We start from the raw sequence: 15,327 nt of genomic DNA, 5'->3' as shown, positions 1-15,327 counted from the left end.
TTTTTCTTTTGCAATTATCATTCAAGGATTAAAATGGAAAATTTATATGCTTTAATACTTGGAATTATAGAAGGTCTGACTGAGTTTTTACCTGTTTCTTCAACAGGACATATGATTTTAGGTACGACTATTTTAGGTATTGATATAGATGAGTTTTGGAAAAGTTTTTTGATTATCATCCAGCTTGGTTCTATTTTGGCGGTAATTTTTGTATTTTGGCGTAAATTGTTTCAAGGGCTTGATATTTGGTTAAAACTTGCAGTGGGATTTTTTCCTACTGGAGTTATAGGGCTTTTTGTGGCAAAATACTTAAATGCTTTATTTAATGGTTGGGTTGTGGTTGGAATGCTCATTTTTGGTGGTGTTGTGCTTATTCTTATAGAACTTGCGCACAAAAATAAACAATATCGTATCAATTCCTTAGAAGAAATAAGCTTTAAACAAGTTTTTTGTATAGGTATTTTTCAATCTTTAGCCATGATTCCTGGCACTTCAAGGAGTGGAGCAAGTATTATTGGTGGGCTTTTGTTAGGATTTAATAGAAAAGTGGCTGCTGAGTTTAGTTTTTTGCTTGCTATTCCAACGATGATTATTGCTACAGCTTATAGTATTTATAAAGAGCCTGAATTACTGAGCAATGCAAATTCTTTAATTCCTTTAGGCATAGGTTTCATCACTGCTTTTGTTGTTGCGGTTTTAGTTATAAAATTTTTCTTAAAATTTATTTCTAAATTCGACTTTATCCCTTTTGGAATTTATCGTATTATTTTAGGATTTGTTTTCTTTTATTTGTATTATAGTGGGATTTTAAATGCTGGAAGTGAATTTAAGCTATAAATAAATATTAAATTTATTCTAAGATTTTTTTAAAAATAAGCTGAATTTCAAAAATAATTAAGTCTTAGAAAGTTAAAATTAGAACTTTATAAACACTCACAGGGTAAGTGAGCGACAAAGGGTTAAAAATATGGAAAAAGAAGTTATTGCGTATTTGGACAATGAGACGATAATTGACTCTCAAAGTGTGAAAGATACAAATTTAAAAGAAATTTATTTTGATAATTCTAAAGAAAGTTTAGAAGTAATCCGTCATTCTTGTGCACATTTAATGGCACAGGCGATTAAGAGTTTGTATCCTGAAGCTAAATTTTTCGTTGGTCCTGTTATAGAAGATGGATTTTATTATGATTTTCGTGTAGAAAGTAAGATCGGCGAAGAAGATTTAGTAAAAATTGAAAAAAAGATGAAAGAACTTGCTGAAGCAAAGATTGAAATTTCAAAATATGAAATCACAAAAAACGAAGCTTTGGCTAAATTTCAAAATGATGATTTAAAACAAGAAGTTTTATTGCGTATTCCTGATGGAGCTGTAAGTATTTATAAACAAGGTGAATTTGAAGATTTGTGTCGTGGTCCTCATGTGCCAAATACGAAATTTTTACGCTTTTTTAAACTCACTCGTGTTGCAGGAGCGTATTTGGGTGGCGATGAAAAAAGAGAAATGCTTACTCGAATTTATGGGACTGCTTTTGCAGATAAGGAAAGTTTAAAAGAGTATTTAACCATTATCGAAGAAGCTAAAAAACGCGATCATAGAAAGCTTGGAACAGAGCTTAAACTTTTTACTTTTGATGATGAGATCGGAGGTGGTCTTCCTATCTGGTTGAGTAATGGTGCAAGACTTAGATCTAAACTTGAACATATACTTTATAAGATCCATCGTTTGCGTGGTTATGAGCCTGTGCGTGGACCTGAGCTTTTAAAAGCAGATGCATGGAAAATCAGTGGGCATTATGCAAACTATAAAGAAAATATGTATTTTACACAAATTGATGAACAAGAATATGGTATTAAGCCTATGAACTGTGTGGGGCATATTAAAATTTATCAAAGTGATGTAAGAAGTTATCGTGATTTGCCTTTGAAATTTTTTGAATATGGCGTGGTGCATCGTCATGAAAAAAGTGGGGTTTTGCACGGACTTTTTAGAGTGAGAGAATTCACTCAAGATGATGCACATATTTTTTGTATGCCAAGTCAGATTAAAGAGCAGGTTTTAGAAATTTTAGCTTTTGTGGATAATTTGATGAAATTATTTGATTTTAGCTATGAGATGGAAATTTCAACTAAACCTGAAAAAGCCATAGGTGATGATGAAATTTGGGAAGTGGCAACTAAGGCTTTAAAAGAAGCTTTAGATGAACAAGGTTTAAAATATGGCATTGATGAAGGTGGCGGGGCTTTTTATGGGCCAAAGATCGATATTAAAATCACCGATGCCTTAAAAAGAAAGTGGCAATGTGGAACTATACAAGTAGATTTTAACCTACCAAGTCGTTTTAAACTCGAATATACTGATAGTGATAATGAAAAAAAACAACCTGTAATGTTGCATCGTGCGATTTTAGGTTCTTTTGAAAGATTTATAGGAATTTTAACCGAGCATTGTGCGGGTGAGTTTCCATTTTTTATCGCACCAACTGCGGTGGGTATAGTACCAATAGGCGAAGCACATATTGCTTACGCAAAAGAAATTCAAAAAGAATTATTAGAGCTTAATATCGATAGCGAGGTGTATGAAAAAAATGAGAGTTTAAGTAAGAAAATTCGTATCGCTGAAAAACAAAAATTACCTATGATTTTAGTTTTAGGCGATGATGAGGTGGCAAAGCGTAGCGTTGCTTTAAGGGATAGAAGAGCTAAAGAACAAAAAAATCTTAGCTTAGATGAATTTATTAAATTAGTTAAGGAGAAAATGAGTGAGGTACACTTTTGAGTAAAGAAAAAGAAGTATTGCTCAATGAAGAAATAAGAGCGGATGAAATCAGATGTGTTGGCGATGATGGCAAGGTTTATGGTATTATTAGTAGTGATGAAGCTTTAGAAATTGCAAATCGTTTAGGACTTGATCTTGTAATGATAGCTGCAGATGCTAAGCCACCTGTTTGCAAGATCATGGACTATGGTAAATTCCGTTATCAACAAGAGAAAAAACAAAAAGAAGCAAAGAAAAAACAAAAAGTGATTGATATAAAAGAAATCAAACTTTCTGTAAAAATTGCTCAAAATGATATTAATTACAAGGTAAAACATGCTTTAGAATTTTTAGAACAAGGTAAGCATGTGAGATTTCGTGTGTTCTTAAAAGGACGTGAAATGGCAACTCCTGAAGCAGGTGTAGCTTTGCTTGAAAAAATTTGGACTATGATAGAAAATGAAGCTAATCGTGACAAAGAGCCAAATTTTGAAGGTCGTTATGTAAATATGCTTGTAACTCCAAAAAAAGCTTAATCCACTTTTGTGGATAAGGCTTTTAAAGGTTTTAAATTTTGAAAGAAAATCCTTCTTTTTTAAAAGAGCAAATTATAACTTATCTTGGAAATAAAAGAGCGCTTTTAAGTTTTTTAAATAAGGGCTTTAAGGTAGCTAAAAAAGAACTTGGTAAAGATAAATTTAGTTTTTGTGATATATTTAGTGGCTCAGGTGTTGTAAGTCGTTTTGCAAAAGCGCACTCAAATTATATTTTAGCCAATGATTTAGAGGATTATTCAAAACTCATCAATGAGTGTTATCTTGCCAATAAAGACAAAGATTTACTTCAAAATATAAAAAAGCATTATAAAAATTTAATCCAAAATTTAGATTTTCAAAAAGGTTTTATCAGTGAGCTTTATGCTCCAAAAGATGATGATGATATTAAAAAAAATGAAAGGGTTTTTTATACTTTTAAAAATGCTTTATATCTTGATACTATAAGGCAAAAAATCGAAAATGAAATTCCAAAAGAATTGAGGCATTTCTTTATAGCTCCTTTGATTTATGAAGCCAGTGTTCATTCAAATACTAGTGGAGTTTTTAAAGGTTTTTATAAGGGTAAGGATGGCATCGGAAAATTTGGTGGCGAAGGACAAAATGCACTTAAACGAATTAAAGGAGAAATAGAGCTTAAAATGCCTATTTTTTCAAATTTTTCTTGTGAATTTGAAGTGATGCAAAAGGATGCAAGTATGCTTGCAAAAGAACTTGATTTTTTTGATGTAGTGTATCTTGATCCCCCTTATAATCAACACCCTTATAGTTCTAATTATTTTATGCTAAATTTAATCGCAAATTATAAAAAACCTGAAGAAATTTCTAAAATCAGTGGCATTCCAAAAGATTGGAACCGTAGCACTTTTAATAAGCCAAAATTTGCCCAAGATGCTTTATTTGAACTTATTAATGATTTAAAAGCAAGAGTGATTTTACTTTCTTATAATTGTGAAGGTTTTGTAAAAAAAGAAATTTTTTTAAAGCGTTTAAGTACTCTTGGAAAATGTCGGATTTTAGAACAAAAATATAATACTTTTAGAGCTTCTCGCAATCTTAAAAATCGTAATATCCATCTTCATGAACAACTTTATATTTTAGTTAAAAATTAAATTTTGTGCTAAAATTATATTTATAAAAAGGAGGGATTTATAAAACTAAAATTATCTTTTTGTGCATTAATGGCATTTGGTTTTTCTAATTATCTTTTTGCTTCGGCCATTGATCCAAAGTTTTATTTTCAAGAATATCTTGATTTTGCTAGCAATAAGGGTAAATTTCAAGTAGGTCAAATTGGCTTTGAAATTTTAGCAAAAAATCCTAATCAAAACATCTCTTTCAATGTGCCTATGATTGATTTTTCTACTTCAAATCGTGGAGGAAAATTCCAAGGAGAATTTACCAATATAGGACAATCTTATATAGTCAGTGCTTCTCATATGAGTACAAATCCAAATGGGGCTAATCAAGGCGATATAAAACAAGGTAGTATTTTACACTTTGGGGGTGTGGCAAATAGAGTGGTAAGTTCAAGTGATAATTTTACTTATAATAGACAAAATGTAGATTTTGCTGTTTTGAAAATGAGTAAGATCAATCTCAATAAAAGTGCAAATTTGAGTAAAGATTTAAATTTTATTGAAAAAAATATGGAAGATTCAGATGATATTTTTAGATACAAGGATCCTTTTTGGGATAGTTGTCAAAGTGGAAAATGTGATTATTCCAAAGGCAAAGGCAAGCTTTTTGATAGTTCGCGTTATGAGTACTTTGTAAGAGAGGGAAGTGGTATTGTAGCTTTAGGTTTTGAAGATACAAATAAAGTACCCATTAAGATTTTTGATTCTAATGAAATTAATTTAGGAGGTTTTGTCAGTTTAGCTCCTAAAAATACTGAAGATAAGCGTTTTAAGTTGCAATTTCTTAATTATACCAATGATAAAAGAAATCCTTTTACAAGCTCATCAACACCTGGGGATTCTGGAAGTGGAGTTTATGTTTATGATAAGATTGATAAAAAATGGTATTTAGTAGGTGTGGTAAGTACAAGCAATTGTAATGCCCATTTTACTGATAGATACACTTGTTCACAGGTTGATTATGCTTTGATCAATCAAGTAAAGATTAATGAATTTCAAAATACTCATAAAGTAGCCATAGGATCTGGAACTTATACACTTAGTAGTGATGGTTTGATGAAAGATGGTAAAAAAATAGAAAATGTAAGTTTGATTTCTGGGACTAATGCGGGTTATGTAAGCTATAAAAATTCTTTTGATGATAAGACTAAATATGATAAGAGAATTGAAGAAATGCAAAATAGCAAGGATTTGTATTTTTCTCAAAATGGAAGTATGAATTTAAATAGCGATGTGGATTTAGGCGCTAGTGTTTTAAATTTTGAACAAAATTCAAATTGGCAAATAACAGGCGATAAATGGCTTATACATGGAGGAATTTACGCTGATAAGGGTTCAAGTATAGAATATAATGTTAAAACCAAAAAAGATGATTTTCTTTATAAAATGGGCGAAGGAGAGCTTGTTGTCAAAAGTCAAAGTGTGGATGCAGGACTTAGGATGGGTGAGGGTAAGGTAAGTCTTGAGGGTGAAGGTTTAATCTTTGGCGAAATTTATATGAATGGTGGAACTTTAGGGTTTAAAAACGCACAAAATTTAAAAACTGATACTTTATATATGAATGGTGGAACTTTGGATTTATCAGGATTAACATTAAATTTTGATCAAATTAAAGCTAGCTCTAATAATGTTTTTATTACAAGCTCTAAAGCAGGGGCAAATTTAAATTTAGAAAACAAGCAAAATTATCTTTATCATGGCAATATCTTTTCAGATGAGGCTATAAATATCAATACAAAGAGTCAAAATAACTTAGTATTTGATGGTAATATTTACAATAAAGAAGGTGTTTTTAAGGCAGAAAATTCCAAGTTAAATTTTCAAGGACATGCTAGAATACACGCTTATGTAAGCGAAGAACAAGCTAAAAAACTTCAAGGGCAAGGTTTAAGTGCTTTAACCAAACCTGTAAGTTTTGCACAAGAAGATTGGGAAGATAGAGTTTTTGTTTTAAAAGAGCTTAATTTAGAAAAAAGCGAGTTTTATCTAGGGCGTAATGCAAGCTTAAAAGTAGAAAATCTTAATGCTAAAAATTCCAAAATAGAGCTTGGAAGTAAAAATTTGTGGATCGATGAAAAAGATGGGGAAAATATCACTGATAAAGTTCAAGATAGTTTTTATGGTGATGTTTCATATACAGGGGTTGGCAAAGAAATGGCTTTTGAGCAAAAGCTTCAAAATACTCAAAATGCTAAGATAGAAAAGGTTTATTTTAGCGGGAATTTAAATCTTGATCATTCTGATGCTACTTTACAAAACATAGTTTTTAGCGGTAATATTAAAGGTGTTGATGATGTACAAAAAAATCTTGTGATTAAAGATTCTTTGCTTGAGTCTAATATACAAATGAGTAATATTCAAGCAGAAAAAAGTGCCATTTATGGGAAAGTTGATGCAAAAAAATTAAGTGCAAATAATACAATATTTAAAATCAATGTGGATTTTGAAAAATCTAAGGCAGATTATATTAATTCTAAGGAAAGCGCGCAAGGAGTAAATAATACTTTAGTATTAAATTTTCTTAATAATCCTAGTAAAAAAGAGGATTTAAATATATTACTAGCTCATTTAAAAGATGAAAATAAACATTTAACAAAGGAATTTTTTACTATACCAAATGTGGAGCAAGGTTTTAGTATTTATACCCCAAATGTTGTTTTTTCTCACAATGAAGAAAATTTTGCCCAGTGGAATTTAGAAAAAATTGATTCTAAAACTAAAGATGAGTATTTTTTTACTAATGATAATACTCAAGCTATTGCAAAAGCTAAATCTATACTTGCTCAAGCTACTTTGGGCTCCATGATAGAATGGAATAATATGCATAAAAGAATGGGAGAATTACGCAATAATCCTTACGAAAGTGGGGTGTGGTTAAGAACTTTTGGTGGGGGTACGAGTGATGAGTATAATAGTGGAAAATACTTTGAAATTCAAAGCGGATATGATAAATTAAACGAGTATTCGAATTTCGAGCTTTATAGCGGGGTGATGATCAATTATACAAATATGAATTTAAGTGCTACTGATTTGAGTGCGAAATTAAATGGTTATGGAATAGGACAGTATTTTAGCCTTTTGTTTAATGAAGGTTTTTATAGTGATTTTGTTTTAAGATATATTTATCATCAAAATGAAGTAAATGCAAATTTTATCCCAGGAAATCAAGGTAGACTAGATGATAACGATGGTTCGCATAATATCATCTTAAGTGCTGAGTTAGGTTATAGAAAAAATTATGATAAATTTTATCTTGAGCCGAGTTTGGAATTTATCAGTGGTTATGTAGGAGCTATGGATCTAAAAGGAGATATTGCCAGTTTAAAACGATCTTCTTATATTCCTTTAGTCGCAAAAACAGCATTTTTCATAGGAAGTCAAAATCAAAATTTAAATTTTAGAACAGGACTTGGTTTGTATGCAGATCTGATTAAAACAGGAGATCAAATTTTAGAGGATCAAGCAAGCCAGAGAAGATATGAAGGAAAAAAAGATCAAAGAATGTTTATAAATTTAGGAAGTGATTATAAGCTTAATGATAAAACACGCTTTAGTTTTGAATTTGAAAAGACATTTTTTGGCGATTTAAATGTGGATTGGAGTGTAAATGCTAATTTAAGATATAGTTTTTAAATAAAAAATAATTTAAAAATTGTATTTTTATTTTAAGCTTTTTTTGTTTATAATACTTGCTTTTACATTTAAAGGATAAAGATGAAAATAAAAGTTGGGATTTTAGGAGCGAGTGGTTATGCGGGCAATGAGCTTGTACGCATTTTGCTTAATCATCCCAAAGTTGAAATTTCTTATTTAGGTTCGAGTTCTAGCGTGGGGCAAAATTATCAAGATCTTTATCCTAATACCCCTTTAAATTTATATTTTGAAAATAAAAATTTAGACGAACTTGAACTTGATCTTTTGTTTTTGGCTACTCCACATGAATTTAGTGCTAAGCTTTTAAATGAGAATTTGTTAAAAAAGATGAAAATCATTGATTTAAGTGCGGATTTTCGTCTTAAAAATCCTAAAGATTATGAGCTTTGGTATAAATTCACTCATCCTAATCAAGAGCTTTTGCAAAATGCGGTTTATGGACTTTGCGAACTTTATAAAGAAGAAATAAAAAAAGCAAGTTTAGTGGCAAATCCAGGTTGTTATACCACTTGTTCTATCTTAAGTCTTTATCCGCTTTTTGAAGAAAAGATCATTGATTTTAACTCAGTTATTATTGATGCAAAAAGTGGAGTAAGTGGAGCAGGAAGAAGTGCAAAGGTGGAAAATCTTTTTTGCGAAGTTAATGAAAATATCAAAGCTTATGGTTTAGCTTCACACCGCCATACTCCTGAAATTGAAGAGCATTTAAGCTATGCGGCCAAAGAGAAAATCACTCTACAATTTACCCCTCATCTTGTACCTATGCAAAGAGGAATTTTAATCAGTGCTTATGCAAATTTAAAAGAGAATTTGCAAGAACAAGATATACGCGATATTTATACAAAATACTATCAAAACAATAAATTCATAAGGCTTTTACCGCCGCAGTCGCTTCCGCAGACTCGGTGGGTTAAATCAAGCAATTTTGCGGATATAAATTTTAGTGTAGATCAACGCACAAAGCGTGTTATTGTGCTTGGTGCTATTGATAATTTAATCAAAGGTGCAGCAGGACAAGCTGTTCAAAATATGAATTTAATGTTTGATTTTGATGAAGATGAAGGACTTAAATTCTTTGCAAATTTGTAAAGGATAAAAATGTTAATACGAGCTATGCAAAAAAGCGATTATGAAGCCGTTTATAAGCTTTGGTGTGAGATAAAAGGCTTTGGGATAAGAAGCATTGATGATAGCAAAGAAAATATAGAAAATTTTTTAGATAGAAACCCAGATCTTAGTGTTGTAGCAGTGCTTGGTGAAGAAATTGTAGGAAGCATACTTTGCGGGCATGATGGACGCACAGGGGGATTTTATCATGTATGTGTGCATAAAGATCATAGAAAAAAGGGTATAGCACACGAGATGACAAAATTTTGTCTTGAGGCCTTAAAAGCTCAAAAGATCAATAAAATCGCCTTAATCGCTTTTAAAAACAATGATTTAGGCAATGAGTTTTGGAAACATTATGGTTTTACTTTAAGAGAGGATGCGAATTATTACGATCTTTCTTTAAATGAGTATAATCAAACTAGCTTTAATGCTTAAGGAATGATCATGCAAAAATATTTAGAAAAAGCCAATGTCTTAATCGAAGCTTTGCCTTATATACGCAAATTTAATTCCAAGATTATACTTATAAAATACGGCGGATCAGCTATGGAAAATGAAGAGCTAAAGCATTGCGTGATGCAAGATATAGCTCTTTTAAAACTTGTGGGTTTAAAGCCTATCATCGTACATGGTGGGGGAAAAGATATTTCTGCGATGTGTGAAAAATTAGGCGTAAAGAGTGAGTTTAAAAACGGTCTTAGGGTTAGTGATAAAGCCACTACTGAAGTAGCCAGTATGGTTTTAAATCATATCAATAAAAATTTAGTCCATAGTTTGCAAAATTTAGGAGTTAAAGCCATAGGGCTTTGTGGTAAAGATGGCGCGCTTTTAGAATGTGTGAAAAAAGATGAAAATTTAGCTTTTGTTGGCACGATACAAAAGGTAAATTCGAAAATTTTAGAAGAGCTTTTGGAAAAAGATTTTTTACCTATCATTGCTCCTATTGGTATGGATGAGAATTTTAATACTTATAATATCAACGCTGATGACGCAGCTTGTGCGATCGCTAAGGCTTTAAGGGCTGAAAAACTTGCTTTTCTAACCGATACTGCAGGGCTTTATGAGGATTTTAATGATAAAAATTCTTTAATTTCTAAAATCAATCTTGAACAAGCTAAAATTTTAGCCCCCAAAATAGAAGGTGGCATGCATGTAAAATTAAAATCTTGCATTGATGCTTGTGAAAATGGAGTCAAAAAGGTACATATTTTAGATGGACGCGTGAAGCATTCTTTATTGCTTGAGTTTTTTACCGATGAAGGTATAGGCACTTTGGTGGGTTAAAGGATGAAAAATGGATTATAAAGAACAAAGTCATATTATCCCTACTTATAAGCGTTTTGATATAGTTTTAGAAAAAGGGCAGGGAGTTTATCTTTTTGACGATAAGGCTAAAAAATATCTTGATTTTTCAAGTGGCATAGGTGTTTGTGCTTTAGGATATAATCATGCTAAATTTAATGCTAAAATCAAAGCGCAAGTGGATAAGCTTTTGCATACTAGCAATTTATATTATAATGAAAACATAGCCGCTGCAGCTAAAAATTTAGCCAAAGCTAGTGCTTTAGAACGTGTTTTTTTTACAAATTCTGGTACAGAAAGTATAGAAGGAGCGATGAAAACAGCTAGAAAATACGCCTTTAACAAAGGTATTAAGGGTGGACAATTTATCGCTTTTAAGCATTCTTTTCATGGGCGTACTTTAGGGGCTTTATCGCTTACTGCTAATGAAAAATATCAAAAGCCTTTTAAACCTTTAATTTCAGGGGTTAAATTTGCAAAATATAATGATATTTCAAGCGTTGAAAAACTGGTGAATGAAAAAACTTGCGCTATTATCTTGGAAAGCGTGCAAGGAGAAGGTGGGATAAATTCTGCAAATAAAGATTTTTACAAAGCCTTAAGAAAGCTTTGCGATGAAAAAGATATATTATTAATCGCTGATGAAATTCAATGTGGCATGGGTAGAAGTGGAAAATTTTTTGCCTATGAGCACGCGCAAATTTTACCCGATATCATGACTTCAGCTAAGGCTTTAGGTTGTGGGCTTAGTGTGGGTGCTTTTGTAATAAATCAAAAAGTAGCAAGCAATTCTTTAGAAGCGGGCGATCATGGTAGCACTTATGGAGGAAATCCTTTGGTTTGTGTAGGAGTGAATGCGGTTTTTGAAATTTTTAAAGAAGAAAAAATTTTAGAAAATGTCAATAAACTCACGCCTTATTTAGAACAAAGTTTAGATGAGTTGATCAAAGAATTTGATTTTTGTAAAAAACGCAAAGGCTTAGGGTTTATGCAAGGGCTTAGTCTTGATAAAAATGTAAAAGTAGCTAAGGTCATTCAAAAATGCCAAGAAAATGCACTTTTACTGATAAGTTGCGGGGAGAATGATTTGAGATTTTTACCTCCTTTGATTTTGCAAAAAGAACATATTGATGAAATGAGTGAAAAGTTAAGAAAGGCTCTAAAGAGTTTTTAATAAATTTTGTAAAAAAAGTTTATTCTTTCCCATCTACTATAGGCACAAATAAACATTCTTCTAAAATTTCTTTTTGTAAATTTGTGCCATTTTTTCTAAGGCGTGTGATGAATTGTTTGCCATTGTGTAAAATAGGAGCGACTAAAATACCGTCATCACTTAATTGATCGAGTAAAATTTCAGGAATTTGTGTCGCATAAGCAGAAAATAAAATCCTATCATAAGGAGCATAATTTTTCCAGCCATTTTGCCCATCATCAAATTTTACATTGATATTAAAAAGTTCTAATTCTCTGAAAGTTTGAGCGGCTTTTTTGGCTAAATTTTCTATGCGTTCTATGGTAAAAACACGCCTTATGACTTTGCTTAAAATCGCAGCTTGATAGCCACTTCCACAACCTATCTCTAAAATACTATCAGCATTTTTAAAATCCAAGGCCATAGTCATTTTAGCTACAGTTAAAGGTGAACTAATCCATTGAGAATTTGCCAAAGGCAAAGCATCAAGGCGATAAGCATGGGCTTTTAAAGGAGAAAAAATTTCACGCGGAATTTGACAAAAAGCATTAAAAAGCTCTTCATTGATAAAAACTTTTTGTGCAATTTCTTCAGCCATATTTTGACATCTTTTTTGTTCAAATGCGTTCATTACTTCTCCTATAAATTTAAATAAAAATTGTAACTAAAAAAGTTGAAATAGAGTTAAACTTAGCTATACTTAAATAAAAAGGAAAAAAATGCTTATAAAATTTAAAAATCATAGTCCCAAACTAGGTCAAAATGTTTTTGTTGCAGAGGGCGCTAAAATCATAGGAGAAATAGAAATAGGAGATGAAAGTAGTATTTGGTTTAATTGTGTTTTAAGAGCCGATGTTAATTTTATAAAAATTGGCAAAAGAACCAATATTCAAGATCTTAGCACGGTGCATGTTTGGCATAGGGAATTTGATGAAAAAGGAAAGTTAAAAGATGCTGGTTTTCCTACAATAATAGGAGATGATGTAACTATAGGACATAATTGCGTTATCCATGCTTGTGTGATAAAAAATCGTGTTTTAATCGGAATGAATGCTGTTATCATGGATAATGCTTTGATAGAAGAAGATAGCATAGTGGGTGCTGGAAGCGTTGTAACAAAGGGTAAAAAATTTCCGCCACGCTCTTTGATACTTGGAAATCCTGCAAAATTTGTGCGTGAATTAAACGATGAAGAAGTCAGCTTTCTAAAACAATCCGCTTTAAATTATGTGGATTTTAAAAACGAGTTTTTAAAAGATCTTCAGTGATATTTTGAAGTTTAGGCGAGAGTTTTACTTCAAATTTCACAAAACGATCAAGATCTAAAAAACTCTCATCGAGTTTTGAAATTTGCTCTTTTGTATAATCTTGAATAGTATTTAAAGATGACTTTTTAAGAAGTCTTTTTTCTTTGTAGACTAATTCTAAAAGTTCTTTGCGTTCTAAATTTTCATCTTGATTTGGGTTTTCGTCAAAAACATAAAGCTCATCAAAAAGGATTTTTTGCGTGTTTTTATCATAAACCCTAAAAAGCTTTTTAAAATGAGGTAGGGTTGATTTTTCGTTATTTTCGCTGATTTTGATTTTAGGTTTTATGCCTTGATCTTCTAAGGCTGCGAGTTTATAAACGCAACTAAAAATAGGATCGCTTGAAGCAGTGATCAATCTTTCGCCTACACCAAAGATATCAATAGGTGTATTTTGTTCTTTGAGTTTTTTAATACTCCATTCATCAAGGGCGTTAGAAACTATGATTTTACATTTTTGAAGTCCTGCTTGATCAAGTTCTTGTCTGATTTTCAAACTCAACTCAAGCAAATTTCCAGAATCTATTCTCACACCGCCTTCTTGGATACCAAATTCTTTAAAAACTTTAATCGCATTTTTAAGTCCGCTATTTAGACAATCATAAGTATCGATCAAAAAAACAGGATTTTTTGGATAAATTTTCACATAAGCTTTAAAAGCTTCAAGTTCATTTTCAAACATTTGCACCCAAGAATGTGCCATAGTTCCATTGATAGGGATATTATAAATTTTTCCTGCTAAAGTACAAGCGCTTCCTATGCAACCTCCTATAAAAGCTGCTCTTGCTCCTTTTAAGGCTGCTTCACTTCCTTGTGCTCTGCGTGAACCAAATTCTAAAATTTTACTGTCTTTAGCTGCACGCACGATACGATTGGTTTTGGTAGCAATAAGGCTTTGGTGGTTTAAACTTAAAAGTAAAAAAGTTTCTAAAAGCTGTGCTTCTATAGTTGTAGCTTTAACGCAAAGTAAAGGTTCGTTTGGAAAAATCACTTCTCCTTCTCGCATGGCATAAATTTCACCTTTAAATTTAAAACTGGCTAAAAAATCTAAAAATTCTGTATCAAAAATACCTTGTTTTCTTAAAAATTCTATATCTTCTGTATCAAAACTCAAATTTTCAACAAAGTCTAAAATATCTTCAAGACCTGCAAAAATAGCAAAAGAACCCGAATCTGGAATTTTTCTAAAAAATATATCAAAATAACAAATTTGATCTTTTTTATTGTTTTTGAAATAGCCTTGAGACATTGTAAATTCATAAAAATCACAAAGCAAGGCTAAAGAAGTTTTAGAAGTCATCAAAGCTTATACTACCCTTAGAATAATTCGTTACTTTACTTTCAAAGAAATTGCTCTTTTGATCGTTAAATTTTGAAAAATCATCTACCCATTTAATGGGATGTTTTGCATTGTATAATTTATCTAAATTGATCGCACTTAATCTTTGATCTACAAGATAATGGATGTATTCTTCTATGATATCATCAGTAAAGCCCATGATTTGATTTTGAGTGATGTATTTACCCCATTTGATCTCAAGATCTCCAGCTTTTTTAAACATATCATAAATTTTATTGATATTTTCATCATGGAACAAATCGGGTCTTTCTTTGCGTACTGAATTGATCATATTTTGAAATAATAAAAGATGTGTGATTTCATCTCTTTGGATAAAACGGATCATTTGTGCTGAACCTAGCATTTTTCCTGCACGCGCAAGTGCGTAAATAGCAGTAAAACCACTATAAAAATATACTCCTTCTAAAATTTGATTTGCCACCATAGCTAAAAGAAGTTTATTATCATCTACATCGCCTGCTAATTCTTCATAAATGCTTGAAATAAAGTCATTTTTTTCACGTAAAGTTTCATCATGCTTTTCCATTTCATAAATCAAATCTGTATTATCGCAAATCGCTTCTACCATAACAGCGTAAGATTTTGAATGGTTTGCCTCTTCATAAGCTTGGCGTGCCAAAACTGCATTGATTTCAGGAGCTGTGATGTAAGGGTTGATATTGTCTGCTAAATTATTGGTTTGAAAACTATCCATAGAAATAAGCTGACTCCAAACCAAATCATACATTCTTTTTTCACCTGCAGTTAAATTACAGCGATAATCAAGTGCATCTTTAGTTGTATCCACTTCTTTTGGAAACCAAGTATTTGCCTCCATTAAATCCCAAAGTTTTAAAGCCCAAGTATATTTTGCCTTAGTGAAATTTAAAATTCCATGTGGGTTACCATCAAAAACTTTACGATCTCCTAGGGTTTCGTTTGAACTTGGATTGTAAATTCTTTTTCTTTGCATTT

The 15,327-nt window shown here is 31.4% G+C and carries 13 protein-coding genes; 10 read left to right on the top strand and 3 right to left on the bottom strand.

The window, feature by feature from the left end; genetic code table 11:
* Positions 1-33: 33 nt before the first annotated feature.
* From ELQ10_RS03160 to ELQ10_RS03120, 9 genes are all read left to right on the top strand, one after another.
* Positions 34-837, top strand: coding sequence for an undecaprenyl-diphosphate phosphatase (locus tag ELQ10_RS03160; protein WP_133401591.1), 804 nt, complete (start codon positions 34-36; stop codon positions 835-837).
* Positions 838-967: 130 nt separating this feature from the next.
* A complete protein-coding gene (thrS, locus tag ELQ10_RS03155) occupies positions 968-2,776 on the top strand; it encodes a threonine--tRNA ligase (protein WP_134250183.1) in 1,809 nt (602 codons plus the stop codon).
* Positions 2,773-3,291, top strand: a complete 519-nt coding sequence (gene infC / locus ELQ10_RS03150) for a translation initiation factor IF-3 (RefSeq protein WP_002851726.1) — start codon at positions 2,773-2,775, stop codon at positions 3,289-3,291. Before thrS ends, infC begins: the two co-directional genes overlap by 4 nt.
* Positions 3,292-3,329: 38 nt before the next feature.
* Positions 3,330-4,421, top strand: a complete 1,092-nt coding sequence (locus ELQ10_RS03145; protein WP_002851979.1) for a DNA adenine methylase — start codon at positions 3,330-3,332, stop codon at positions 4,419-4,421.
* A gap of 39 nt (positions 4,422-4,460) precedes the next feature.
* A complete protein-coding gene (vvfC, locus tag ELQ10_RS03140) occupies positions 4,461-8,081 on the top strand; it encodes an autotransporter serine protease VvfC (protein WP_208379416.1) in 3,621 nt (1,206 codons plus the stop codon).
* Between the two features lie 81 nt (positions 8,082-8,162).
* Positions 8,163-9,191: an N-acetyl-gamma-glutamyl-phosphate reductase gene (argC, locus tag ELQ10_RS03135; RefSeq protein ID WP_134250181.1), complete on the top strand. Its 1,029-nt coding sequence runs from the start codon at positions 8,163-8,165 to the stop codon at positions 9,189-9,191.
* A gap of 9 nt (positions 9,192-9,200) precedes the next feature.
* Positions 9,201-9,647: an N-acetyltransferase gene (locus tag ELQ10_RS03130; protein ID WP_002857401.1), complete on the top strand. Its 447-nt coding sequence runs from the start codon at positions 9,201-9,203 to the stop codon at positions 9,645-9,647.
* A 3-nt stretch (positions 9,648-9,650) separates the two neighbouring features.
* A complete protein-coding gene (gene argB, locus ELQ10_RS03125; RefSeq protein WP_079460283.1) occupies positions 9,651-10,496 on the top strand; it encodes an acetylglutamate kinase in 846 nt (281 codons plus the stop codon).
* Between the two features lie 10 nt (positions 10,497-10,506).
* Positions 10,507-11,688, top strand: coding sequence for an aspartate aminotransferase family protein (locus ELQ10_RS03120; protein ID WP_134250180.1), 1,182 nt, complete (start codon positions 10,507-10,509; stop codon positions 11,686-11,688).
* Positions 11,689-11,707: 19 nt separating this feature from the next.
* Here ELQ10_RS03120 and ELQ10_RS03115 read toward each other — a convergent pair whose 3' ends face one another.
* A complete protein-coding gene (locus ELQ10_RS03115) occupies positions 11,708-12,337 on the bottom strand; it encodes a protein-L-isoaspartate(D-aspartate) O-methyltransferase (protein ID WP_002851780.1) in 630 nt (209 codons plus the stop codon).
* Between the two features lie 88 nt (positions 12,338-12,425).
* Between ELQ10_RS03115 and ELQ10_RS03110 the strand changes: the two genes are divergently transcribed.
* Entirely contained in the window at positions 12,426-12,974 is a 549-nt protein-coding gene (locus ELQ10_RS03110; protein ID WP_002851622.1) for a gamma carbonic anhydrase family protein, read from the top strand.
* Here the strand turns inward: ELQ10_RS03110 and ELQ10_RS03105 are convergent.
* Positions 12,943-14,316: a nicotinate phosphoribosyltransferase gene (locus ELQ10_RS03105; protein WP_134250179.1), complete on the bottom strand. Its 1,374-nt coding sequence runs from the start codon at positions 14,314-14,316 to the stop codon at positions 12,943-12,945. The genes ELQ10_RS03110 and ELQ10_RS03105 overlap by 32 nt on opposite strands.
* A complete protein-coding gene (locus ELQ10_RS03100; RefSeq protein WP_002851758.1) occupies positions 14,303-15,325 on the bottom strand; it encodes a ribonucleotide-diphosphate reductase subunit beta in 1,023 nt (340 codons plus the stop codon). The genes ELQ10_RS03105 and ELQ10_RS03100 overlap by 14 nt, the downstream gene beginning before the upstream one ends.
* Positions 15,326-15,327 lie beyond the last annotated feature (2 nt).

The organism is Campylobacter sp. US42a (genome assembly GCF_004379055.1).
Taxonomy (GTDB): domain Bacteria; phylum Campylobacterota; class Campylobacteria; order Campylobacterales; family Campylobacteraceae; genus Campylobacter_D; species Campylobacter_D jejuni.
The sequence above is the reverse complement of the archived record's forward strand: the minus strand, read 5'-3'. Positions and strand labels throughout refer to the sequence as shown.

Coding starts and splice junctions, on each gene's coding strand:
- argC (WP_134250181.1), top strand. CDS start 8,163: ATGAAAATAAAAGTTGGGATTTTAGGAGCGAGTGGTTATGCGGGCAAT.
- argB (WP_079460283.1), top strand. CDS start 9,651: ATGATCATGCAAAAATATTTAGAAAAAGCCAATGTCTTAATCGAAGCT.
- ELQ10_RS03115 (WP_002851780.1), bottom strand. CDS start 12,337: ATGAACGCATTTGAACAAAAAAGATGTCAAAATATGGCTGAAGAAATT.
- ELQ10_RS03130 (WP_002857401.1), top strand. CDS start 9,201: ATGTTAATACGAGCTATGCAAAAAAGCGATTATGAAGCCGTTTATAAG.
- thrS (WP_134250183.1), top strand. CDS start 968: ATGGAAAAAGAAGTTATTGCGTATTTGGACAATGAGACGATAATTGAC.
- ELQ10_RS03160 (WP_133401591.1), top strand. CDS start 34: ATGGAAAATTTATATGCTTTAATACTTGGAATTATAGAAGGTCTGACT.
- ELQ10_RS03120 (WP_134250180.1), top strand. CDS start 10,507: ATGGATTATAAAGAACAAAGTCATATTATCCCTACTTATAAGCGTTTT.
- ELQ10_RS03110 (WP_002851622.1), top strand. CDS start 12,426: ATGCTTATAAAATTTAAAAATCATAGTCCCAAACTAGGTCAAAATGTT.
- ELQ10_RS03100 (WP_002851758.1), bottom strand. CDS start 15,325: ATGCAAAGAAAAAGAATTTACAATCCAAGTTCAAACGAAACCCTAGGA.